Source organism: Anabaena sp. AL09, assembly GCF_001672255.1.
Lineage (GTDB): Bacteria > Cyanobacteriota > Cyanobacteriia > Cyanobacteriales > Nostocaceae > Dolichospermum > Dolichospermum lemmermannii.
In genome coordinates, this window is the sequence record NZ_LJOQ01000087.1 from 12,754 (window position 1) to 36,020 (window position 23,267).

General features: G+C 37.3%; 21 protein-coding genes, 1 tRNA gene and 2 pseudogenes. 14 read left to right on the top strand and 10 right to left on the bottom strand.

Translation table 11 applies throughout. The annotated features are described in order from the left end of the window. The first annotated feature begins 317 nt into the window (after positions 1–317). The 10 genes and pseudogenes from AN490_RS17880 to AN490_RS17925 form a co-directional block, all read left to right on the top strand. Positions 318–2,108, top strand: coding sequence for an iron uptake porin (locus AN490_RS17880; RefSeq protein WP_300006201.1), 1,791 nt, complete (start codon positions 318–320; stop codon positions 2,106–2,108). Between the two features lie 213 nt (positions 2,109–2,321). Next, positions 2,322–3,143 carry an NADPH-dependent oxidoreductase gene (locus tag AN490_RS17885; RefSeq protein WP_300006203.1) on the top strand — a complete coding sequence of 274 codons (822 nt, stop codon included), beginning with the start codon at positions 2,322–2,324 and terminating at the stop codon, positions 3,141–3,143. A gap of 520 nt (positions 3,144–3,663) precedes the next feature. Continuing rightward, a complete protein-coding gene (locus AN490_RS17890) occupies positions 3,664–4,479 on the top strand; it encodes an ATP-binding cassette domain-containing protein (protein WP_300006205.1) in 816 nt (271 codons plus the stop codon). Positions 4,480–4,617: 138 nt separating this feature from the next. Beyond that, entirely contained in the window at positions 4,618–5,733 is a 1,116-nt protein-coding gene (locus tag AN490_RS17895) for an aliphatic sulfonate ABC transporter substrate-binding protein (protein ID WP_300006207.1), read from the top strand. 111 nt (positions 5,734–5,844) lie between these two features. After that, positions 5,845–6,708 (top strand): TauD/TfdA family dioxygenase, encoded by an 864-nt coding sequence (locus AN490_RS17900; protein ID WP_300006209.1) that lies wholly within the window; start codon positions 5,845–5,847, stop codon positions 6,706–6,708. A 49-nt stretch (positions 6,709–6,757) separates the two neighbouring features. Continuing rightward, entirely contained in the window at positions 6,758–7,795 is a 1,038-nt protein-coding gene (locus tag AN490_RS17905) for a sulfonate ABC transporter substrate-binding protein (RefSeq protein WP_300006211.1), read from the top strand. Between the two features lie 76 nt (positions 7,796–7,871). Then, entirely contained in the window at positions 7,872–8,717 is an 846-nt protein-coding gene (gene ssuC / locus AN490_RS17910; RefSeq protein WP_300006213.1) for an aliphatic sulfonate ABC transporter permease SsuC, read from the top strand. Positions 8,718–8,869: 152 nt separating this feature from the next. Continuing rightward, positions 8,870–10,039 (top strand): annotated as a pseudogene (gene ssuD, locus AN490_RS17915) (FMNH2-dependent alkanesulfonate monooxygenase). Between the two features lie 34 nt (positions 10,040–10,073). After that, entirely contained in the window at positions 10,074–10,640 is a 567-nt protein-coding gene (gene ssuE / locus AN490_RS17920; protein WP_148762180.1) for an NADPH-dependent FMN reductase, read from the top strand. 362 nt (positions 10,641–11,002) lie between these two features. Continuing rightward, a pseudogene (locus AN490_RS17925) lies at positions 11,003–11,183 on the top strand (prohibitin family protein); the annotation flags it as partial. A 105-nt stretch (positions 11,184–11,288) separates the two neighbouring features. Here AN490_RS17925 and AN490_RS17930 read toward each other — a convergent pair. Next, the gene (locus AN490_RS17930) at positions 11,289–11,831 is read right to left on the bottom strand and encodes a DUF1634 domain-containing protein (protein ID WP_300006216.1); all 543 of its coding nucleotides are present in this window, start codon (positions 11,829–11,831) and stop codon (positions 11,289–11,291) included. A 2-nt stretch (positions 11,832–11,833) separates the two neighbouring features. Next, entirely contained in the window at positions 11,834–12,670 is an 837-nt protein-coding gene (locus tag AN490_RS17935) for a sulfite exporter TauE/SafE family protein (protein WP_148765997.1), read from the bottom strand. Positions 12,671–13,363: 693 nt separating this feature from the next. Here AN490_RS17935 and AN490_RS17940 point away from each other — a divergent pair. Continuing rightward, entirely contained in the window at positions 13,364–14,161 is a 798-nt protein-coding gene (locus tag AN490_RS17940) for a sulfite exporter TauE/SafE family protein (RefSeq protein ID WP_300006219.1), read from the top strand. Between the two features lie 23 nt (positions 14,162–14,184). Here AN490_RS17940 and AN490_RS17945 read toward each other — a convergent pair whose 3' ends face one another. Continuing rightward, on the bottom strand, positions 14,185–14,832 hold the full coding sequence (locus tag AN490_RS17945; RefSeq protein WP_300006221.1) for a cadmium resistance transporter: 648 nt from the start codon (positions 14,830–14,832) through the stop codon (positions 14,185–14,187). Between the two features lie 270 nt (positions 14,833–15,102). Continuing rightward, on the bottom strand, positions 15,103–15,585 hold the full coding sequence (locus AN490_RS17950) for an Rrf2 family transcriptional regulator (RefSeq protein ID WP_168694654.1): 483 nt from the start codon (positions 15,583–15,585) through the stop codon (positions 15,103–15,105). 228 nt (positions 15,586–15,813) lie between these two features. On the opposite strand from AN490_RS17950, the gene AN490_RS17955 reads away from it, so the two are divergent. Together AN490_RS17955 and ndhD1 are read left to right on the top strand one after the other, a co-directional pair. Continuing rightward, on the top strand, positions 15,814–16,401 hold the full coding sequence (locus tag AN490_RS17955) for a Crp/Fnr family transcriptional regulator (RefSeq protein ID WP_300006224.1): 588 nt from the start codon (positions 15,814–15,816) through the stop codon (positions 16,399–16,401). A gap of 673 nt (positions 16,402–17,074) precedes the next feature. Continuing rightward, complete coding sequence (gene ndhD1 / locus AN490_RS17960) at positions 17,075–18,643, top strand: photosynthetic/respiratory NAD(P)H-quinone oxidoreductase subunit D1 (RefSeq protein WP_300006283.1); 1,569 nt, start codon at positions 17,075–17,077, stop codon at positions 18,641–18,643. 195 nt (positions 18,644–18,838) lie between these two features. On the opposite strand, the gene AN490_RS17965 is transcribed toward ndhD1, so the two are convergent. The 5 genes from AN490_RS17965 to AN490_RS17985 form a co-directional block, all read right to left on the bottom strand. Then, positions 18,839–19,018 carry a type II toxin-antitoxin system HicA family toxin gene (locus tag AN490_RS17965; RefSeq protein ID WP_213718107.1) on the bottom strand — a complete coding sequence of 60 codons (180 nt, stop codon included), beginning with the start codon at positions 19,016–19,018 and terminating at the stop codon, positions 18,839–18,841. Next, entirely contained in the window at positions 19,015–19,233 is a 219-nt protein-coding gene (locus AN490_RS17970; protein WP_213718108.1) for a type II toxin-antitoxin system HicB family antitoxin, read from the bottom strand. Before AN490_RS17970 ends, AN490_RS17965 begins: the two co-directional genes overlap by 4 nt. A gap of 126 nt (positions 19,234–19,359) precedes the next feature. Then, positions 19,360–19,430, bottom strand: a tRNA-Gly gene (locus AN490_RS17975). 50 nt (positions 19,431–19,480) lie between these two features. Next, a complete protein-coding gene (locus AN490_RS17980; protein WP_300006228.1) occupies positions 19,481–20,164 on the bottom strand; it encodes a hypothetical protein in 684 nt (227 codons plus the stop codon). After that, positions 20,154–20,597 (bottom strand): hypothetical protein, encoded by a 444-nt coding sequence (locus tag AN490_RS17985; protein WP_300006230.1) that lies wholly within the window; start codon positions 20,595–20,597, stop codon positions 20,154–20,156. The genes AN490_RS17980 and AN490_RS17985 overlap by 11 nt, the downstream gene beginning before the upstream one ends. A gap of 673 nt (positions 20,598–21,270) precedes the next feature. Here AN490_RS17985 and AN490_RS17990 point away from each other — a divergent pair. Next, complete coding sequence (locus AN490_RS17990) at positions 21,271–21,867, top strand: GNAT family N-acetyltransferase (RefSeq protein ID WP_300006232.1); 597 nt, start codon at positions 21,271–21,273, stop codon at positions 21,865–21,867. A 176-nt stretch (positions 21,868–22,043) separates the two neighbouring features. Here the strand turns inward: AN490_RS17990 and AN490_RS17995 are convergent, their stop codons facing one another. Then, positions 22,044–23,183 (bottom strand): histidinol-phosphate transaminase, encoded by a 1,140-nt coding sequence (locus tag AN490_RS17995; RefSeq protein ID WP_300006234.1) that lies wholly within the window; start codon positions 23,181–23,183, stop codon positions 22,044–22,046. Between the last annotated feature and the right edge of the window lie 84 nt (positions 23,184–23,267).

Sequence of the window (23,267 nt, forward strand, 5' to 3'; positions counted from 1 at the left end):
ATATACAACCCTTTGTAACAATTAATTTAAAATTATCAAAAATGTATCCACCAATACTCAAATTCTAGATTTTTTGTGAAATACTGCTATCTATAACAGATTAACTACAGTAACTTGACCAAATTACCGGATTATATAACATAGGGTAATTTAGTTGCTACTATAGGCTTTCGTGTCAGTAAGAATACAAAATCAGTCTCAGTAGACCTATTACCGAAAATTTCTATCTGAGAAGTTCCTTGATCTTTCCTATGGTAAGTCCGAAATTATTGATGATTTCGGACTGCCTTAAATTTTGTGTGTGTGAGGTTATCAAAATGAAAAAAACTGCTTGTAATTTATTGCTGACTTTGCCCATGTCTGTATTCCTATTAGTCTTAGCAGCTAGTACAAAAACTTCTGCTAGTGAAATAAGAGGAGAAAATGAAACAACAAACAAAGAGACTTTATCACCAGTCAACATCAATACTCCTGACTTTAACAAAATTACTCAAATAATTGCCCAAAAAGAACCTTCCTCTTTATCAGATGAATCACAAGTTACATCTGTATCCCAGCTTTCAGATGTCCAACCCTCTGACTGGGCTTATGAGTCCTTAAAATCTCTTATAGAACGTTATGATTGCTTAGTGGGTTCTGATACTAAATATCGTGGTAATCGAGCCTTAACTCGCTATGAATTTGCCGCAGGGTTAAATGCTTGTTTAGATCAAGTCAATAAACTTATTGCCGCATCTACATCTGATTTAGCTCTAAAAGCAGATTTGGAAAGCATACAACGACTAACTGAAGAATTTAATACCGAACTTACTGTATTACGCGGAAGATTACAGACAATAGAAGCACGAACCACAGAATTAGAAGGTAATCAATTTTCAACAACAACTAAGCTACAAGGTGAAGTGCAGTTTGTAGTTGGTGGAGTTTTAGCCGGGAATAACGTCGTTACCAAACAACCCGCACCCAGCACCATTACATTTTCCCAGCGGACTCGCTTAATATTAAGTAGTAGTTTTACTGGTAAAGATCAACTACGATTAACACTTTCCGGTGGAAATATTAACTCATTAGGTGGAGTACCTAATCCTAGAGGAACTGGAACAGGACTTAGCACAAATAATCCCACTGGCGGAATATTTGGTACATTTGACAGTAGAACTGCCGATAATGCCAGTCCTAGTTTTGGCGCAAATCAGATTTCTGTTGGTGGTATCCGTTATCGGTTTCCAGTTGGTAAAAAGACCCAATTTAACATTTTTGCCCAATCTGATGGAGCAAACGAGATTGGTTTAAGTGGTCCAACAAACCCATTTGAAGGGTCAGCTTCTAACGGGATTTCTCGATTTTCCCGGCGGAATATGGTCTATAACTATGGAGATACAGGCCCTGGAATTGCCATACTTCACGACCTAAGTAAACAGTGGCAATTAGGGGCATCATACAGTGCGCCTAATGGTGATAATCCCGCACCTAATAATGGCTTACTTACAGGTAAATATGTAGCATTTGGACAGGTAACATACTTTAGCCCCAAAAAGAATTTCCGACTAGGTTTAAGTTATGCTAACACCTATAGTCCAGCGGGTACTTTAGGTCAAGGTGGAACAAACTTTGGTCCTGCGGCTGGAAGTAACCTAGCAAACAGCACTATTTCAACTAACCCAGCCAACGCAGCTAGGGGCATTGTTGATAAAGGAACAGTAGGAAATCTTTATGGACTTGGGGCATTATATAAACTTAATCCCCGACTAGCAATCAATAGTTTTATTGGTTATTCAGCCCATCGTTATTTGGGACAAGGAGATGGTCAAGTTTGGAACTGGGGAGTAGGACTCACATCTCCCGATTTAGGGAAAAAAGGTAGTTTAGGGGCTATTTTTGTGGGTCAAGCACCAACACTAACTGGACTGAGTAAAAATGTAGATTTGGGAGCGGGTAAGGGTCAAGCCGACAAAGATACCTCTCTGCACGTTGAGGGATGGTATCAATATAAACTCACTGACAATATTGAAGTTACACCTGGATTTATTTGGGTAACAGCACCAAATTCCGATACTACCAATCCTGGTAGTGTAGTTGGTTGGCTACGTACCACCTTCAGATTTTAACGCATAAATCAGGATTTGAAGATTTGCAGGATTTCGTATTTATTAAAAGTCTTTAATCCTGTTAATCCTTTAATCCTGGACATTCTGATTCTGACATTTTCATCCTGTTAATCCTTTAATCCTGGACATCCTGATTCAGACAGTTTCATCCTGTTAATCCTTTAATTCTGGACATCCTGATTCAGACAGTTTAATAATTTTTTTCTGTAAGTTATGACTAACCCAACCGAATTACTTAATCATCGCTATGGTCATAATAACTTCAATCCAGATATTCCCTGGAGTGACACCTTAGCAACTCTGTTATCCCATCGTTCAATTCGTGCTTATTTACCTGATGCTTTACCCCCAGGAACTTTAGAAGTTTTGATCGCTGCTGCTCAATCTGCTTCTACTTCCTCCAATCTCCAAACCTGGAGTGTAGTAGCAGTTGAAGATGTAAATCGCAAAGAAGAATTATCAAAACTAACTAATAATCAAGCACATATTCGCCAATCTCCTTTATTTTTAGTGTGGTTAGCAGATTTAGCTAGACTCACAAACATTGCCGAAAATCGCGGACTACCTCATGAAGGTTTAGATTATTTGGAAATGTTTTTAATGGCAGCTATAGATGCCGCATTAGCAGCACAAAATGCGGTAGTCGCAGCAGAATCTATCGGGTTGGGAACTGTGTATATCGGTGCATTGCGAAATAAACCAGAAGAGGTAGCGCAGATATTGAATTTACCTCCTCATGTAGTTGCTGTTTTTGGTTTGTGTGTGGGCTATGCTGATCCCATTGTCAAGGTGGCAATTAAACCACGTTTATCTCAATCAGTGGTGTTACATCGAGAAACATATCAACTTGCCCAACAAGAGCAAGGCATATCAGAATATAACCAAATCATGGAGAAATTCTACAATTCACAACACATGAATATTCCTGGTGATTGGTCGGAACATTCTAGTAAAAGGGTAGCATCGGCTGAATCTTTATCTGGTCGGCATAGATTAAAGGAAATTCTAAATAATTTGGGTTTTAAATTACAATAATTAAGTTTTTTAACAAGAATATAAATCACAAGAATTTGTTAACTAATAGTCAAAAATAAATTTTTCTTATTGTTTGATGTCAGCAATTAATATATTAATTGCCAAATTTTCTGTGAAATAAATCCTCATAAACAAGTGGGGATTTTTTTTATGGATATTTTTCATAAAATTCTTCTCAAAGATACTTGCATTTTTTATCTAGTTATGCCACACTAAATTAAAGCTACTGTATTCCGACCAATTTACAGTAGATTATACCTGGGAAAAACAGATTGGCAAAACAAGCATATTGGTAGTCATGCCAGATGCTTGTTTACTAAAACCTTCTGTCCAGAAAGATTCAGGTAAATAAAAGCGAATAATTTCTGTCAATCTTAAAATTTCCTCAAGCCGGAAAATAAATATATAAATTTTCTCATGATTTCGGCTCAGAAAAATCCTACACAAGCATTGTCTATTTTTATTTGACAGATTTACTCCAAATAACCAATCAAACATCCACAACTAAGAGGTTTTGATCATGACTAATCAAGTAAAAGGAATGCAATTAAATCTTGAAGGACTAAGAAAGTCCTTTGGAAATAAAACTGTTTTACAAGGAATTGATTTAGAAATTCAACCAGGAGAATTTGTGGCTATTGTTGGTCGCAGTGGCTGCGGTAAAAGTACAATGTTGCGTCTAGTTGCTGGGTTAGATGCTCCCAGTGGCGGTGATGTTTTGTTAAATGGCAAATATTCTGATAAACCCATTAATCCCGCTATCCGCATGATGTTTCAAGATGCTCGTTTGTTACCTTGGCAACGAGTATTGGCAAATGTAGAGTTAGGCTTAATAGGTAGTAATTCCAAAGTTTATGCCAAACAAACAGCTTTACAAGTGCTGCGTGAAGTAGGATTAGAAGACCGCGCTCATGAATGGCCTTCCGTCCTTTCTGGTGGACAAAGACAACGGGTAGCTTTAGCCAGAGCCTTGGCCAGTAAACCTTCTTTATTACTACTAGATGAACCATTGGGAGCGTTGGATGCTTTAACTAGAATTGAAATGCAGCAATTATTAGAACGTTTGTGGCAAGAACAAGGATTTACATCACTATTAATTACCCATGATGTGGAAGAAGCTGTGGTATTAGCAGACAGAGTAATTTTGATTGAAAATGGTCAAATTAGTCTGAATGTGAAAATTGATCTGCCCCGTCCACGGGCTAGAGGAGATGCAAAGTTTGCGAAGCTCGTAGAAAGAATTTTAGATAGAGTTATGGGTAAACAAGAATCATCACAAACAGAATTGATATCTGGATCTTCATTTTCTTATTTATTGAGTTCTGTGTCTGCCTAAATGCCATTACTAGAAACTATTTGGAGCAAAAATTATGACTTTTTCTCATGCCGTGTTGAGGTAGATTATTTTTTCTACCTCACTTTCTTAAATATTTAACAAAACTAGAAAATGTTCACAAAAAATGGGAATTCAATCATGCTGAATTGGGAAACTAAATTGAAATCATGGAAAAACAAACGGATCACTCGTCGTTCTGCTTTATCCGCTTTTAGCTCCAGCTTACTCTTATCTGCCACAGTATTTATTTGGAATACACCTCAAAATAGCGCTCAACAGCAAGCAATTTCATCTACTGGCAGTACAACTAACACAAATAGTAAACTAATTGCCAGTAATGACAAAAAAGTAGTCCGAATTGTTCGTTCTAAACAACTTACAGCCTTAGCAGTTTTAGAGAAAAAAGGCACTTTAGAAAAACGATTAGGAGCTTTAGGATATAAAGTTGAATGGCCTGAATTTGCTGCTGGACCACAACAGTTAGAAGCTTTAAATGCAAATGGACTTGATATTGCGTCTACAGCCGAATCACCTCCAGTTTTCTCTCAAGCAGCCGGAGTTCCTCTCGTATATTTAGCAGCTAACTCCTCTGATGGTAGAGCAGTTTCACTTCTAGTTCCCCCCAATTCACCTGTTAAAAGGTTCAAGGATTTGAAAGGCAAAAAAGTTGCTTTCCAAAAAGCATCTATTGGACATTACCTCACAGTTAGAGCCGCAGAAAAAGAAGGTTTAAAACTCGCTGATGTAACTTCAGTTTTTTTAGCACCTCCAGATGCTAACGCCGCCTTTAGCCAAGGTAAAGTAGATGCTTGGTTTATTTGGGAGCCATTTGTCACCAGAAATGTACAAAATAAAGTGGGTCGCGTTTTATTAGATGGTGGTAATGGTTTAAGAGATACTAATAACTTTTATTCTACCAATCGTAAATTCTATCAAGAAAATCCTCAAGTAATTAAAATCTTTTTTGAAGAATTACAAAAAGCACAAAATTGGTCTAAAAATAACCGTAAAGAAATTGCTCAGTTACTAGCTGCTACAACTCAGCTTGATGCCCCAACTTTGCAGAAAATGCACGACAAATATGATTTTGCATTAGTACCAATTAATGAAAAAGTGATCAAAAAACAACAAGAAGTTGCAGATAAGTGGTATAGCTTGGGGCTTATACCTAAAAAAGTAAATGTTAGAGATGGGTTTTTAACACCCCAACAATATGCTGCATTTACTCCGAAGGAAGTGCTTGCTAAGAAATAGAAATTTATAATAGTTTTATTTCTCTTTATTTTTGGAAGAAAGTAAAAAGAAGTAAAACTTAAGTTGATTTTTGACAAAACTATGAAACTTGAATGAATTTGATTTTTAACCATGCCGACACTTACTTTAACTAATTTCCAAATTACTCCTCTTAATGCACCATTAGGAGCAGTTATTAATGAACTAGATGCTAGTAAAAAAGTTCTACCTGAAGTTATTTTAGAATTAAAACAAGCACTTAGAGATTATCATATTCTCATTTTTAAAAATCAACATCTTAATGATGAGGAATTTTTAAACTTTAGCTTTAATTTTGGTTCATTATTTGTGCCACCAGATAATGTTCCAGTTCTCGCTTCTCAACCAGGAGTAACACCAGTTATAATTCCCGTTTCTAATGTTGATGGTGGTTACACAGGTACAGGTGAATTAGCGTTTCATTCTGATCATAAATGGACACCCTATCCTTCTAGTGGTTCTCTACTTTATGCTTTAGAAGTGCCATCTGAGGGTGGGGATACTGCATGGTTAAATCTCAATTTGGCTTATGAAACTTTGGATGAATCAACCAAACAACGAATTGCAGATTTGCGGTTGATTACTTATAATCCATTTTTAAATAAGCCAGGAGAACCTCGCCAAAAATATCGTGAGAATAAGAATATTCCTCTCATTAGTCCTGTCTTTCCCCACCCGTTGGTGAGAACACATCCGGAGAGTGGTAAGAAGATTTTGTATTTAGATTACACCACAGAAGTTGAAGTTGTCGGTTTAGAACCCCAAGAAGGTAAGGAATTAATTGAACAGTTGAGAAATCATCTGCATCAACCTCAATTTTATTATCAACATCAATGGTCTGTCGGCGATATTGTCTACTGGGATAATCAATCTACTTTACATTATCGCCAAGCTTTTGATCCTAATCAACGTCGAGTTTTAAAACGGATTAGTTTAGCGGGTAGTCGCCCATTTTAGGTTCTGGAATAAAACAATTTGAATTCAAATTAAGTGAGGAGACATAATTATGAACTTTAACTTACCACGACGCACAGTTTTACAGAAAATTATTCAATATTCAGCATTAGCTTTGGTTTTCCTTTCTGTTCCAATTGCTAGTAATATAGTCGAAGCCCAAAATACAACTAATAAAGCAGGAATTAAAACAAAAGTAGTCCGACTTGCTTATCAAACATCTGGTGATATTGTCAAAATCAAAGGAGTGGTAGATAAGCGTCTTGAACCTTTAGGTATCAAGGTAGAATGGTCTCCGTTTCCTGCTGGACCACAACTAATGGAAGCCATGAATGCAAACAAAGTTGATATTGGTTCTGTGGGAGAAACTCCACCGATTTTTGCTCAAGCTGCTGGCGCTCAATTAGCTTATATTGCTGGACGTAAACCTAGTAGTGGTGAAGGTAGTGCTATTGTTGTTCAAAAAGATTCTCCTATTAAGACAGTTAAGGATCTTAAAGGGAAAAAAGTTGTTTTTCAAAAAGGATCAGCATCACATTATTTACTCCTAAGAGCATTAGCTGAAGCTGGTTTGAAATATAGCGATATCCAAGCAGTTAGTTTAACTCCAGCAGAAGCCCGTGATGCTTTTATTCAAAAGAAAATTGATGCTTGGGTTGCTTGGGACCCATTTGTTGCATTTGTCCAAAAAAATGCTAATGCTCGTGTTTTAAGAAATGCTTCCAGAATTGCCACTCAAGGCGGATTTTATATGGCTAGACGGAGTTTTGCTGTGGAAAATCCAGAAGTTGTGCGGATAGTTTTAGAGGAGGTAGATAAATTAGGAGAATGGGCAGAATCTAATCCTGATGAAGTTGTAAAAATTCTTGCACCTGAACTAAAACTTGATCCTGCACTTTTAGCTGTGGTAGTTCGGAGACGTACATTCCGTATCCGCCCAATTAACTCATCTCTTGTTGCTGAACAACAACGCATTGCAGATTTGTTTTATAAAGAAGGTGTTATTCCTAAACAAATTGCCATTAAAGAATCAGTTTTAAGTTCTCAACAATATGCAGCTATTACACCCCAAAGAATTAGTAAAAAATAACCTGTAGTTATTCTGATTTTTACCACGGCGGTTAAATCCCGCCATAATTATTTTCCTCATCACTTAATAAATTATTATGAAAGTTTCCTCTCCTGCTACTGATTTTTCCTCAAAGTATGGAACTAAAAAAAATAAGTTTTCTTTGAAGTTGATAAAAAATCCTTATTTTCAATCATTTATACCTTGGCTTGTGCCAATTACAATAATTCTATTGTGGCAGTTTTTGTCTTCTATTGGTGTTATTCCCACCAGAATATTACCCGCACCTTTAGCAGTTATTACTGCTGCTATTAAATTAACTCAAAGCGGTGAACTTCCCAAAAATATTGGTATTAGCTCTCTAAGAGCAGTATCTGGATTTTTACTTGGAGGAAGTATTGGATTTAGTTTAGGTTTACTTAATGGTATTTCTCCTATTGCAGAAAAGTTACTAGATACATCTATGCAAATGCTGCGGAATATTCCCAACTTAGCATTAATTCCATTGGTGATTTTATGGTTTGGAATTGGTGATGAGGCGAGATTATTCCTAGTATCTTTGGGTGTAATGTTTCCCATTTATTTAAATACTTTTCATGGTATTCGTAGTGTTGATCACGGATTGATTGAAATGGGTAAGATATACGGTTTAAATACTTGGGGTTTATTCTGGCGAATTATTCTCCCAGGGGCAATGTCTTCAATTTTAGTTGGTGTGCGGTTTTCTTTAGGGATTATGTGGTTAACACTGATTGTCGCAGAAACAATTGCTGCTGACTCCGGCATTGGCTATATGGCAACAAATGCTAGAGAATTCATGCAAACTGATGTTGTAGTTTTAAGTATTGTAATCTATGCCTTGTTCGGTAAACTGGCTGATATAATTGCTAAAGCTTTGGAAAACTACTGGTTGCAATGGAATCCCAGTTATTTAAAGGGTTAATCTACTAATACTCGATAGGATTAAAGTTGATTTTGGTAAAAGTATTGTTTTCTTAGTCCATTTATGTAATACTCTTAGTCATTACTCAAATAATACGGTTTACCGATAGACTTATCGTAGTTATTGATTGAAAAATTTTACACTTAAATATCATGCAAGTTCTTTGGTTTATTCCCACACATGGTGATGGACGCTATCTAGGGACTGCTATAGGTGGTCGTTCAGTGAATTTTGATTATTGGCGACAAATTGCCCAAGCGGTTGATCAATTAGGGTTTACAGGGGCTTTATTACCCACTGGTCGTTCCTGTGAGGATGCCTGGATTTTGGCTTCAACTTTGGTAACATACACTAAAAAAATGCGGTTTTTAGTAGCAATCCGTCCGGGGTTGATGTCACCAGGAGTAGCGGCGAGAATGGCAGCAACTTTTGATAGAATTTCTGGCGGAAGATTATTAATTAATGTCGTGACTGGTGGTGATCCTGTTGAATTAGCTGGTGATGGTTTGCATCTTAGTCATGATGAGCGCTATCAATTAACTGATGAATTTTTAACAGTTTGGCGAGAAATTGCTGGCGGTGAAATTTCTAATTTTGAAGGTGACTATCTCAATATTAAAGAAGGAAAAATCCTATTTCCTAATATCCAAAAACCTCATCCACCTTTGTGGTTTGGTGGTTCTTCTCCGATTGCTCAAGTAATTGCTGCCAAGCACGTTGATGTTTATTTAACTTGGGGTGAACCACCTCAACAAGTAGCAGAAAAAATTGCTGCTGTGAGACGTTTAGCTCAAGCACAAGGGAGAAAGTTAAGCTTTGGTATTCGTCTTCATGTCATTGTCAGAGAAACTGAAAGTCAAGCTTGGGATGCTGCTAATGATTTAATTCGTTATGTAGATGATGCAGCTATTCATAAAGCTCAACAAGCCTATTCTCGCATGGATTCAGTTGGATAACAGCGGATGAAGGAATTACATAATGGTAGTCGGGAAGCATTAGAAATTAGCCCTAATTTGTGGGCAGGAATTGGTTTGGTTCGGGGTGGTGCGGGAACTGCATTAGTAGGTGATCCCGATACTGTTGCTAGAAGAATGCAGGAATATGCAGACGTAGGAATTGATACTTTTATTTTCTCTGGTTATCCCCATTTAGAGGAAGCTTATCGGGTAGCAGAATTGCTTTTTCCTCGTTTACCTTTGGATAATTTACCAACAATAGAACCACAATTATTAAGTCCTTTTGGTGAAATTGTTGCTAACCGGGAATTTCCTCAACAGCTTCAAGAACAACTTAGAGAAACAACAGTAGCAACTGTAGATTAGTTAAAAATTAATTAAATCAAGAGGTTTTTGTCAGATGGCTTATATTTTAGCGATCGCTGGTAGTCCTTCTCATCCTTCTAGAACCTATGGAATTTTGGAATATGCAACTCAAATTCTTTCTGAACAAGGCTTAGAAACAAATATTATTTCTGTGCGAGATTTACCTGCTGAAGATTTAGTTTATGGACGTTATAACAGTCCAGCTTTAGAAAAACCAAAAGCATTATTAGAACAAGCAAGTGGTGTAATTATTGCCACCCCAATTTATAAAGCTGCATATACTGGGTTACTCAAATCTTTTTTAGATTTATTACCTCAAAAAGCTTTGAATGGTAAGGTTTTATTACCATTAGCTACTGGTGGTACAATCGCTCATTTATTATCAATAGAATATGCTTTGAAACCAGTTTTAGGTGAATTAGGTGCAAGGCATATTTTAAGTACAGTTTACGCAGTAGATAAGCAAATTCAAATTCAAGCTGATGGTAGTTTGCAATTGGATGAAGAAATTGATCAACGTCTCAAAGAAGTTTTAACCGAATTTATCCAAGCTGTTAATAAATCCCAACCTGATGTCAAGGAATTAGCATATAGTAACTAAAGGTATTTATGAATCAATACTCTAATTTGCTAATTGATAAATATCTTCGTTGGTGGGATTATAAAATGGTTTTAAACCGATGGTAATTGTTTAATTAGCGGTAACTAGTTGGTTGAAAATAGCAATAACAGTTTGCGGTTGATGTGGATTTTTGGCTAGGGTAATACCTAGCCTTTTTTTGTCCATTTGTTTCTCCAAAACCAATACTGTTTTTTTTGATCAAATTCAATATTTTCTACACCGTCTATTTGTGGAAACAACCTGTTGTCATTGCCAATTAGCCAGAGATTCTGGTAAGTTCTATCTAACTGCATAAAATTCTAGCTCACTAATCAAAATTCTCTTAGTTATGGAAATTAGGGATGAAAAAATATAATCCGCTAAATAATGCTGGTAAATTGACTGCTTTACTATGTTTGCTTACCATTTTGCTCACACCTTGTGTGAGTTAATGCTAGTGAACGTGGTGTATTAATGAAATTTGGTCAAATCCAAGAACAAATATTAGGAGAAGGAATTCATTTAATTATTCCTATAGTCAATGATGTTGGTCATAAAACTACACTAATTCTATCGTCTTAGTGTAGTTTAACTTAGAAACCGAGAAAATGTCCAACATTGAGAAATAGTCACGAGTTGTGGAAAATATTAGTAATATGCGCCAACCAGGCTATAAGTTAGACTAGTAAGCACTAATAATGTAATGACGACATAGATAAAATTTCGCTGTAAAAGAAAAGTGCATAAAGAAATGATTACGCGCAAAATGGGGATAGCAATGAGTATTAACAGCCCTAATTGAATGATTCCCCGGCGGCTACCTGCGAAAACAGCATTTACTACACCTATGGGGGAATGAAACTCAGATGGTGTGCCTATAAATATTTGATATTCCGCCGGCTCAGAGCCATGATGAATTAAATATAGTATACCCCCAAATAATACTATAGAACTAGCGATTAAAACTCCATACATTAGCAGGTTACTGAGTAGATATTCTAATTGTTTTTCATTTGCTGATTTTGTAAGTTTTTGATTACTTAAATTTTCATCATCATGATTTTTAAGACGCTGTTCTTCTAACTGTTGAATATCAGAATCTTGCTCCTCTAATTCAAAAGTGAAAGTTCCAACTTTTCTTTCTACCTGTGTTGTGCAAGTCCAGCGAAAACCAGAATTTAATTTATACATAATTACAGCCCTCCTATTAGACTGTTATAGACCATTTTTAACGCCATTACTACCAATACAAAACTGAAGATAATTCTTAAAATTTGGGTTTTAGCACCAATTAAAATTCTCGCTCCTAAAAAAGCACCTGGTAACACTCCCAACATAACGGGCATAGATAAACCTGGATCTATGTATCCCTGGGTTAAATAAACACCTGCTGAGGCTGCGGCTGTGACACCAATCATAAAATTGCTGGTGGTCGTAGAAACTTTAAAAGGGAGACGCATGGCTTGGTCCATGGCCAATACCTTGAATGCTCCCGAACCAATTCCTAATAAACCAGAAAGCACTCCTGCTACCAGCATAATACTAAAACCAGCAGGCAAGGCATGAACTTGATAAGGAATTACACCGTCACTAGTAGGGTAAGTACCATTAAGCTGGAGATATTCTGCTAAGGGGTCTGGTGCAGAAATTTCTGTTTGTTCTGGTCTGGGGCGTTGAGATAAGTATGCTGAATAAATTAGCACAATTGCCAAAATCAATGAAAGTATTTTTACGGTTACATGAGTGGCAATGAGAGCGCCAATCAAAGCGCCAATGGTGGTGGCTACCTCCAGAAACATCCCCAAGCGCAGATTAGCGTAGCCTTTTTTAATATATGTAGAAGCTGAACCTAATGATGTCGCAATCACTGATACTAATGATGCCCCAACCGCATAGCGAATATCAACACCAAAGACGGAAGTTAATAACGGAACTATGACGACTCCACCACCTAACCCAGTTAATGCTCCGACTAAGCCGGCACTAAATGATCCCAACCAAACCAGTAAAGAAAATGCTAATATACTCAATTTGAATTCCCCTTTTGTTTAATCTATATACAAAATGTCAGTGCAGGATAAATCCTGTAACTAGCCTTCATCCCGCAGCTGTTGCACAGGTGTGTCCTCCTGAGTCGGACACGCCTTCAAGGGTTTTCGGCATTCTCTTTATAATTCGGGGTAAATCGTTCAATGACAAGCCTCAAATGGCGCAAAATCGTTCCCGAATAGGTAGTCCGTCCCGTTCTGTGATGAAAAAAGATTCAAAGTGGTTAAAACCGCCCGTGTCGCTTTCCTCTCAGGGAGCCAAGCCACGCTCGTTTCCCACTTACCGGATATCCTTATGAGCTTTTGCTTTACCCCTACCTATGGAATCAAATGATTAAGCCCCAGACAAGAGAAATAATTGGCTGCGGAGTGGTAAAAATCAGAAGATATTCACTAAAAGAACTTTATAGATACTGGTACTAGACATTTTATTATTTATGAGTTTATAATACAGTAAATTGATAGAGATGCCGTAGTTTTGTGAAAAATTGCCAAAATCAGGGTTAGCTTTAAACACTAAGTATAAACAATTACTCTTCAGAGGTAATAAAAGTCTATTTAGCAAGATTTATAAATAGTCATTCTGAACAAACTTAGACGGCAATTTTTTGTATTCATAAAATTAGGTCTATCCAAGCTTATCTTCTTTCTCAAATAACTTACACTAACACTAGTATGGACTACTTATTACTACCGGGTTTCAGCTTTTTTATTGGTATCATTGTGGGCTTAACAGGAATAGGTGGTGCATCTTTGATCACTCCTATGTTGATTTTTGTGTTTCAAGTACCACCTTCTATTGCTATTAGTTCTGATGTGGTTGCGGCCACATTAATGAAAGTGGTCGGTGGAGTTAAACACTGGCAACAAAAAACCCTTGATTTAGAAATAGTTAAATGGTTGTCAATGGGTAGTGTTTCTGGTTCGCTGTTGGGTGTAGGAGTTTTACATCAACTTAGACAAACTGGAGAACACAACCTAGATAACCTCTTGCTGCGGTTACTAGGAGTAATGATTCTGATAGTTACATTTACAGCATTAATCCAAATGTTGTTGATGACATTTTTTCCCAAAATCAACTTACCCGAATTGCCAAAATTAAATTTAAAAACCAATCAAGGACGTTTTCTAACTTTACTCATTGGCGCAATTTTAGGCTTTTCTGTGGGAATGACAAGTGTTTCATCAGGCTCTATGTTTGCCTTAGCTATCATAGCATTTTTTCGATTAGATGCCCAAAAATTGGTGGGTACAGATATTACTCAAGCCGCCATTTTACTAATATTTACGTCCCTGGGACATCTAACTTTAGGAACTGTTGATTGGAGTTTAGTAATCCCTATTTGGATAGGTTCTGTTCCCGGAGTTCTTATTGGTGCTAAACTTTGTGAGATTACCCCTCAACGTCCACTAAGATTTATTATCTATAGCATTTTAATGATGGTAAGTTGGAAATTAGTTTCACAGGCATGATTATCTATACCTCCTTCAGATTTTTAATTTACCTGCCCAAACAATAGGTTAAATGTCCCTCGTTCATACATAATAAATAGTCCCAAACCAATTAACACAAAAGGAACAATAGCCTGACCATAGCGACTTAAAATATAACTAATGTTAGCTTGACGGTTTAATAAATCAGCGATACCGCACCAAACCCCTACCATGACAAAAAATACCACTAAAATTATTCCTAACCCAAGAATATTTTGACCTGCAAATAAAGGTATGTAAATACTAATATTATCACCGCCATTAGCAACTGTCACAGCCGCAACTTTATAAGTATTTGGATGTAGAATGCTTGACAATAAAGAAGATTGAGGGCTATTCTGTTCAGTATTCACTGTCTGAACTTCTCCACCTTCATCTTCACGATTTACCAATTGTTTAATCCCAATAGCAATTGGTAATATTCCTAATAATCCAATCCATTCTCGCTGGATGACTAAGCCACCAAAAAACCCTGGTAAGCTGAGAATAATAATAGCTGTAAATCCAAGATATTGACCAATAAAAATATGTCTACGGCGAAAATTTCTATCTATTTGCGAAAAAAATAGCAGCAGAATCATGATGTCGTCAATATTAGTGGCAGCAAAGGCAATTATACCTTCTGTAAAAGCAGTAGCAAGCTTATTCATGGTAAAATTCAAAAATATACTATTTATCAAGATAGCAATATTTGGAACACTAAATTTAATCTAATACGCTTGGTGTTAAAGAAATGTAGGTTGGGTTAAGCGACAGCGCAACCCAACAAAATACCGGAAATTTTAGAAATACCGGAAATTTTAGCAATACCGGAAATGACGGGTGAAGACAAGCAGGGGAGCAGGGGAGGAAAAAATAGAAGTTTTTTCCTATTATTACCCGTCAAAATGTCTTTGACAGACTACTAGACCTCTTGATAACTAAATGTAATACATGGGATTATTTTGGGCGCGAATCTCTCTTTCCTGACACAAATCTTGGAGTGTATAGCTACGCAAAACCTCAATTGCAGCCGCATTAGCTTTTTCCCAGATTTCCAGAACCAAAGTTTTTTCTATCGTCGGAGTCTCAGAGTTTTCTTTCTCTTTCCGTTCACCTACCACCAAGGTGACAATTTCTAGCAAAGTAATTTGCCAAGGCTCACGTATTAACACAAAACCGCCTTTCGAGCCACGTTGACTCTGGACTAAACCCGCACGCCGCACTTGAGTGAGAATCTGTTCGAGATAGCGTTCTGGTATGGGTTGCTTGGCGGCAATCTCGCTCATAGTCAAAGGAACTTTTTTATCGTGATGGCTGGCTAGTTCTAACAGTGCTAGGAGTGCGTATTCCACTTTTGCAGAAAGATCCAGAAGGGCGTAGTTTTGACTATTCAAATCTGTATTCAAAATACTACTGTACATTGATAGATTTATCGGCTTTTAACCGAAATAATGTTACTTTTAGGTGTCAGATGTGATATAGCCACACCATAAGTAAAATACCATAACTCTATCGGATTTAGGGTGATTGTATGCAAGATTCTCAAAATCGCTGAATATTTTGGGGAAATTGCCTGAACACAATACTTTTTAGATCAAGAATAATGTATACTACGGTTACTACATCGGAAATTAGCAATATATACGCTGATGTCACTATACACAGGTTTAACTCAATTATCTAATGATAGTCCTCAAAAGCATTTCACCAGAAGAACGCTATTGCCCGTTAAAAAAAATGCTGTGTGGCAAATAGCAAGCGGCTTTGTTATAACATACACTTATCTAGAAGACGGTACGACAGTAGCCTTGGGATTATGGGGTCCAGGAGATGTGGTTGGTGAAGTTCTATCGAAAATGAAGCCTTATCGGATGGAGTGTTTAACCAAAGTAGAAGCAACTGTTTTACCTGTGGATGATTGGCATCAACTCACACAAACTTTGCTTTATCACATTCAACAAGCGGAAGAATTAATGGTGATTCGCAGCCATAAAAAAGTAGAGACTATGCTGATTCAACTATTAGGATGGTTATCAAAAAAATTTGGTTCAGAAGTAGAACAAGGACGTTTAATTGATATGCGTCTAACTCATGAAGATTTAGCAGCACTGATCAGTTCTACTCGTGTGACTATCACTCGGTTGCTGGGACAATTGGAACAGGAGGGACTGATTGATAGACTTCCTCTGCATCGAATTATTGTGAGACAAGAGGATATTTGGTATTACGAAATTTAATTTGGAAAGTACCAACAAATGAATTAACCCTCTTCAATGACGCTGGGAAGGAGGTTACAGCTTACTCAAAGGTTCTCATGAACATTAAATATTTGCAACTCACAGACAATTCATCAATAACGATCCTGAAAATCCTCAAATCCTAGAAATCCTGATTCAGACAAAAAAATCCTGACAACTCACAGACAATTCATCAATAACAATCCTGAAAATCCTAGAAATCCTGATTCAGACAAAAAAATCCTGACAACTCACAGACAATTCATCAATAACCATCCTATAAATCCTTAAATCCTGGACATCTCAGGGGAAACGCAGCTAATTTTTTTGACAAAATGTAACTTATCAGGAGAACACATCTGTACTTTAGACAAAAAATAGAGAATGTGGGGGTTGACATTCGGTTTTAAATTTGTTATCATGAAATTGATAAGGAAGAACTATCATAAAATAATTCTGTAGATTGGGGATGATGGGAGGAAAACCAATACCTAATTCCTGATTCCTGATATTAAAGACTTAAATATATAAATAAAATTAACTTATTTTGAACTTGGTTTGAGCATTTACGTTAATCTTGTAGCTGTAATCGTTTATTTAACTTGATTCAGAAGTCACTAGATAATGAATTTTTGCCAAACATGATTTTAATTACAGATTGATTATGTTGAATATAGCTAATTTCCCGTGGCTGACGACGATTATTTTATTTCCCATAGCCGCGTCACTGCTGCTTCCTATCATCCCAGATAAAGACGGAAAAACGGTGCGCTGGTATTCTCTCACTGTGGGGCTGATAGATTTTGTCCTAATTGTCTGCGCTTTTTATACTAGCTACGATTTCGCTAATCCCGATTTGCAACTGGTGGAAAGTTATCCCTGGGTTCCACAGTTGGGTTTAAATTGGTCATTAGGGGTTGATGGCTTGTCCATGCCTTTGGTTCTCTTGACCGGGTTTATTACCACTTTGGCGATTTTAGCAGCTTGGCCAGTAACGCTGAAACCAAAATTATTTTATTTCCTCATTTTGGCAATGTATGGTGGTCAAATTGCGGTTTTCGCTGTCCAGGATATGCTGTTATTTTTCCTGGTGTGGGAACTGGAACTTGTGCCAATATACTTCCTGCTATCAATTTGGGGCGGTAAAAAGCGTCAATATGCAGCAACTAAATTTATTTTATACACTGCTGGTGGTTCGCTGTTTATTTTACTGTCTTCCTTGACAATGGGATTTTATGGCGATACTGTGACTTTTGATATGCGATCGCTCGCATTGAAAGACTACGCCCTGAATTTACAACTTTTACTCTACGCTGGCTTCCTGATTGCCTACGCTGTCAAGTTGCCGATTATTCCCCTCCATACCTGGCTACCAGATGCCCACGGTGAAGCTACAGCGCCCGTGCATATGTTACTAGCAGGTATTTTGTTAAAAATGGGTGGTTATGCCTTAATTCGCATGAATGCCCAAATGCTACCCGATGCCCACGCTTATTTTGCACCCGCATTAGTAGTTTTGGGGGTAGTAAATATCATCTACGCTGCCCTAACGTCCTTTGCCCAGAGGAACTTAAAACGGAAAATTGCCTACTCTTCAATTTCCCACATGGGCTTTGTTCTCATTGGGATTGCCTCTTTTACTGATTTGGGTTTAAGTGGGGCAGTTTTACAAATGGTTTCTCACGGATTAATTGGGGCAAGTTTGTTCTTTTTAGTCGGTGCAACTTATGATCGCACACACACCTTAATGTTAGATGAAATGGGTGGTGTTGGGAAGAAGATGCAGAAGATTTTCGCTATGTTCACAACTTGTTCCATGGCTTCTTTAGCATTACCAGGAATGAGCGGTTTTGTGGCCGAATTAATGGTATTTGTCGGCTTTGCCACTAGCGATGCTTATAACCCAACATTCAAAGTTATTGTCATTTTCTTGATGGCTGTTGGTGTGATTTTAACGCCAATTTATCTACTCTCAATGTTGCGCGAGATTTTCTACGGACAGGAGAATGAAGAGTTGGTTTCTCATCAAAATTTAATAGATGCTGAACCCCGCGAAGTCTTTATTATTGCTTGTTTGTTGATACCTATTATTGGTATTGGTTTTTATCCCAAATTGCTAACGCAAATGTATGACGCTACAACTGTACAATTAACAGCAAGATTGCGTGATTCTGTCCCCACGTTATTAGCAAATAAAGCGGTGGAAAATGTTTCTTTGACTGCGCCGATAATTGGTAATTAATTTATAATTACAACTGGGGTGGGTTTTATACCTGCCCTTTTTTCGCGCAGAGACGCTAAGGAGCAAAGACGCAAAGCTAATCTACTAAATTAATCTTATAGATTGTGTATTAATGAAATGTAACGCACCTTACAGGATTACCCGGTAAGCTTAAAGCGAGAGTGTCTTTAGACCTGAGAGTGTCAACCTATAGACCTATTCAGCATTTAAACTTTTGAGAATTTTCTTGGCTAACAATTCCTTAATCTCTATATGTCGTGGGACAGCCTCAATGACTCCAGTTTCAGGGTTAATCCACAAAGAATGAGAAGCACCTTCTCGTTTAAGGTAGCAACCTGCTTGCCGTAACTTTTTTTCTAATTCTTTACGTTTCATGGAATTGAAATGATCTCTTCGATTGCTTCCTCTGTTAGTCCCCTGCGGATATCTGCCAGACGATCTTCAAGAATCATTTGAATAGCACTTTTCAAGTTTTCTTTTGCTTCCTCAATGGTTTCACCTTGACCATTAGCGCCAGGAATTTCTGGACAAATAGCCCAGTAACCTCCTTCCGTTGCCATTTCAATGATGGCTATTAACTCTGCTTTCATACCAATTTCCCTAGAAGTTTTCTATATTTTAAACGATGATTCTTTACAATATCGGCGATCACTAAACATAAAATGTAGTAGCGCTTAATCAGTATTGAGTATAAGTTTTAAAAGCTTTCATTCAAAAGCGGGTGGCGGGAATCGAACCCGCATGATCAGCTTGGAAGGCTGGAGTTTTACCACTAAACTACACCCGCGTGCTTCTGACTTAACTAAGATAACATAGCTTTTATCAAATTGCAAGTAGCTATGGAGAATTTATGGGTTTAATTTTGAGACGAATATATAAATTGCTCAAATCCGGTTTTGATCCATCTTGATTATAAGCAGCAAGAAAACTCTCTTGTGCAAACATCTGATTAAGTGCTTGTTCATAAATATTTGCTTGGCTGCGGAGTGCGGCTGGTTCAATCGTTATCACTATCGCTTGTTGAAATTGTCCATTTTTATCAATTATTAAACTAGCCAGTATATTTGCTGGTTTCAAATCCTCGTCGCTGGGAAGTATACTAGCCTCTAATTCCTTTTCTGTACTTCCTTTATATTCAGCCAGAACATCTGGTAAAGCATCGGCTATCAGTTGTTTTTGTTGTATTAATTCACTAACTTCTTCCTTCAGTATAGGACTGACGGTAGCTATAGCACCCCCTCTATTAGCCGTTAGGGAAGGTTCTGTTGTGGGAGTTGGGGAATCAGCAGGAATATCTTTGGGAAGGAGAGTTCCCTCTCCTAGTTTAACTTCTTGACGACTATTCCAAGGACGTTCACTTTCGGGAATTATTGATGTTGGTTCTGGTGTTGGGTTTGTTGGATATGATTGTTGTCTAACTGGTAGTTTTTCAACTTCAGTTTTTTCAACTTCAGTTTTTTCAACTTCAGTTTTTTCAACTTCAGTTTTTTCAACTTCAGTTTTTTCAACTTCAGTTTTCAACTTCAGTTTTTTCAACTTCAGTTTTTTCAACTTCGAGTTTTCTAACTTTAGGTTTTTCAGATTTATCTTGTTCTGGTAAATTAACACTAGAATCAGCATCATCTTGATTACTGAGTTTAACAGATGCTGATTTTTGTGAAGTTGGAAAAGAAGATTTTGGTTTAATCTTTGGAGTTGTTGATTGGGTTTTGATTTGAGATTTTGGTTCAGAAGCAATTTCGATTAAGTCAATGGGAATCGAACTTTGGTTAGACTGGGGAAACCACGCTTGAAACTCATTTGATGAACGCATTAACCAAAATACTAATAAATGAAGAGACACAGAACCAATACAAACAAAAGTCCATAACCAAGGAGGATCAGTATGTCGTTTGAAGTTTTTAGATGTAATTGAACTATCATTTAAATGATTATTTGTAACGGTTGGTATCATGTTAATTTAAAATTTGGATCTAACTAAAGAAAGAGTTGCCAAAATTTTTAGTAAAGATGGTAGCGTTATGAATAATACATCAGGTTGACTTATGGCCAAAGTATACTATTAAACAAACATCTCTTTCTAAATTTAGCAATTAGCAATCACAACTAATAATAAGGCGTTGTCCTTTTAGAGGGTGTTTGAAAAGTTATGGTTGATGTATCAAATATTTTTTACCCCACCCTAATCCTCCCCTTGTAAAGGGGAGGGAACTGGATTTTTATTGTTTCCCCCCTTTACAAGGGGGGACTAAGGGGGGTAGCAATGTGATGAAAATTACAGGATTGAGTATTATTCTAGGTTATGATTCTATTATCCATTACTCAGTACCTATCCCATCAGCTTCTTTAGTTCCCAAGTAGGGAAATTTTTTAGCTCGAATCCGCTCAGATATTTCGGTTAGATCGGTTTTACCACCTTGATGATAAGTTACTCTAACTACATATTGATTAACTAATTGTTTTCTTTAAGATACCATTTAGTTATAATTGGCAAAGGTACTAGGAAAATATCCTGTTATAGCTGTTGCCAGGTAGGTGAGAACGGACAGTCATCAAAAAAGTGAGTCCCCAAAACACTTTCAATCTTTCTGTCCCCTGCTATTAATCAAATTAATCCCCAACTAGCTTTGAAATCCTGGTTTTTTAACCCTACCCAACCCCAAGCCAGATCAGAAACCGCTACTCTACCTGTTGGACAACTCCAAATTCGTGTAGCTACACCTGATGATCTCATGAATATTGCTCAAATTGTGGCGCAAAGCTTTCACTCTCAGCAGGGTTTATGGGGTTGGACTTTCGCTTTGTTTCGTGTGGGTATTTATGAAGATCTCAGGCATCGTCTTCAGTCTCCCACAAACCATCATATTTGTTTGGTTGCTGTTGATGCTGCCACTGAAGATCAGAAAATTATGGGAACTATAGAAATGGGTGTCAGGATTACTGATGCTTGGACTAGTATAAATCCAGGTTTCCCTTATCTATCTAATTTAGCTGTTCACCCCAGTTACCGCAGATTGGGTGTAGGTGCTAGTTTACTGATTCGCTGTGAGCAAATCTCCCAAGAATGGGGATTTCAAGACTTGTATCTCCATGTTTTGGAAAACAATCATCAAGCCCGTCAGCTTTATTTTAAGTTGGCATATCGGGTATATAAAGTTGAATCCCCTTGGAATGCACTTTTTCTCAATCGCTCACGTCAGATATTACTACATAAACGAATATAGCAGGAGTCACTGAGTCAGTTTTTGTATTGATCAGTTTGAATTTTTTTCCCCGCAGAAATAGTTGTTAATATTCCAGATGAAGCTTTTGCTATTTTGGTTGGTGTGTTGACACAAACTGCAATAATAGTTCGCCGCATAGGTATTGATCTTGATAATTAATGGAGAATAATTATCCCCTATTCATGTAAAGCAATTTGTATTCGCTCTATTGTGCGCGTGTTTTCTGCTGGTGTGCCGATAGTGATTCGTAAGCCATTGGGTAGAAGTCTAATCAGAGTCCCCTGACTTCTGAGTTTTTGGTTGAGATTTGTTAAAATTGTAACTAGTGAGTGAGCATCATCAGTTTTAACACGCAAGTAAATAAAGTTGGTGGTGCTGGGTGTAATTTCTAGATTCGGGTGTGTTGATAAAGCTGTGATCATTTTGGTTCTTTCACTCAGGGTTTGAGGAATTGACTCTAGTAAAAGTTGCCGATTTTCTAAAGCTATGAGGGCAGCAGCGATGGAAAAGCTGGGAAGATTGTAAGGAAGACGGACTTTTTCTAAAATAGCGATCGCATCTGGATGTGCGATACAATAACCTACACGCATGGCAGCCAGACGAAAGGCTTTGGAAAAAGTCCGTAATATTATCCAATTAGGATGTTGTAATAATTCCGCGGCTAAGGTAGTTTGACTAAATTCAAAGTAAGCTTCATCAATAACTACTAAAATTTCTTCTGGTAAACTTTTTAACCATTCTAGTTCTGCTGTTGTTAAACAGTTAGCTGTGGGGGAATTGGGGTGAACGACAAAAACGACGCGAATAGGGGGATTTTGTGTTTGGGCAATGGCAGATTTAGCTGCTTCTAAATCAGTTTCAAAATTGCTTTGATTTCTCCCGACTGTAACCACAGGAATGCCCAAAGTCTGCGCCAAAATTCCATACATGGAAAAGGTAGGATTGGCAACTAATATAGCACCTTCTCCTCCTAAACAGGTGGCAATTAATAGGGATCTAATTAATTCATCTGAACCATTACCAACGGAAATATTATCAGCGGTGAAAGTTGAATTTGCCAGATTTGCCGATTCGTTGACATATTGGGAAATGGCATTTTTTAAAGTTTCATGGCCACCATCAGGATAACGATTAGTTTCAATAAGTTGTTGATAAGTCCAAGCTAATTTTTCTTTGATTTCTGGTGGTAAATCTAAGGGACTTTCATTAGTATCTAATCGGTCAAATTGAATAGCGACTGGTTCGGCATTATCACTACCAGGATGAGCTTTATAAGCGTTAAGTTGGGATAAATCGGAACGGATAAATTTAAGCATTTGTGATTGGTGATTGGTGATTGGTGATTTGTGATTATATATCTTGTTCCCAGTCTCTGACTGGGAATACTATCACAGAGGCTC

Excerpts from the sequence above, each read along its gene's own strand:
- AN490_RS17965 (WP_213718107.1), bottom strand. The coding sequence starts at position 19,018 with ATGAAACGTAAAGAATTAGAAAAAAAGTTACGGCAAGCAGGTTGCTAC.
- AN490_RS17950 (WP_168694654.1), bottom strand. The coding sequence starts at position 15,585 with ATGTACAGTAGTATTTTGAATACAGATTTGAATAGTCAAAACTACGCC.
- AN490_RS17985 (WP_300006230.1), bottom strand. The coding sequence starts at position 20,597 with ATGATACCAACCGTTACAAATAATCATTTAAATGATAGTTCAATTACA.
- AN490_RS17940 (WP_300006219.1), top strand. The coding sequence starts at position 13,364 with ATGGACTACTTATTACTACCGGGTTTCAGCTTTTTTATTGGTATCATT.
- AN490_RS17900 (WP_300006209.1), top strand. The coding sequence starts at position 5,845 with ATGCCGACACTTACTTTAACTAATTTCCAAATTACTCCTCTTAATGCA.
- AN490_RS17995 (WP_300006234.1), bottom strand. The coding sequence starts at position 23,183 with ATGCTTAAATTTATCCGTTCCGATTTATCCCAACTTAACGCTTATAAA.
- AN490_RS17970 (WP_213718108.1), bottom strand. The coding sequence starts at position 19,233 with ATGAAAGCAGAGTTAATAGCCATCATTGAAATGGCAACGGAAGGAGGT.
- AN490_RS17890 (WP_300006205.1), top strand. The coding sequence starts at position 3,664 with ATGACTAATCAAGTAAAAGGAATGCAATTAAATCTTGAAGGACTAAGA.
- AN490_RS17885 (WP_300006203.1), top strand. The coding sequence starts at position 2,322 with ATGACTAACCCAACCGAATTACTTAATCATCGCTATGGTCATAATAAC.
- AN490_RS17905 (WP_300006211.1), top strand. The coding sequence starts at position 6,758 with ATGAACTTTAACTTACCACGACGCACAGTTTTACAGAAAATTATTCAA.
- ssuE (WP_148762180.1), top strand. The coding sequence starts at position 10,074 with ATGGCTTATATTTTAGCGATCGCTGGTAGTCCTTCTCATCCTTCTAGA.
- AN490_RS17895 (WP_300006207.1), top strand. The coding sequence starts at position 4,618 with ATGCTGAATTGGGAAACTAAATTGAAATCATGGAAAAACAAACGGATC.
- AN490_RS17880 (WP_300006201.1), top strand. The coding sequence starts at position 318 with ATGAAAAAAACTGCTTGTAATTTATTGCTGACTTTGCCCATGTCTGTA.
- AN490_RS17930 (WP_300006216.1), bottom strand. The coding sequence starts at position 11,831 with ATGTATAAATTAAATTCTGGTTTTCGCTGGACTTGCACAACACAGGTA.
- ssuC (WP_300006213.1), top strand. The coding sequence starts at position 7,872 with ATGAAAGTTTCCTCTCCTGCTACTGATTTTTCCTCAAAGTATGGAACT.
- AN490_RS17955 (WP_300006224.1), top strand. The coding sequence starts at position 15,814 with ATGTCACTATACACAGGTTTAACTCAATTATCTAATGATAGTCCTCAA.
- AN490_RS17945 (WP_300006221.1), bottom strand. The coding sequence starts at position 14,832 with ATGAATAAGCTTGCTACTGCTTTTACAGAAGGTATAATTGCCTTTGCT.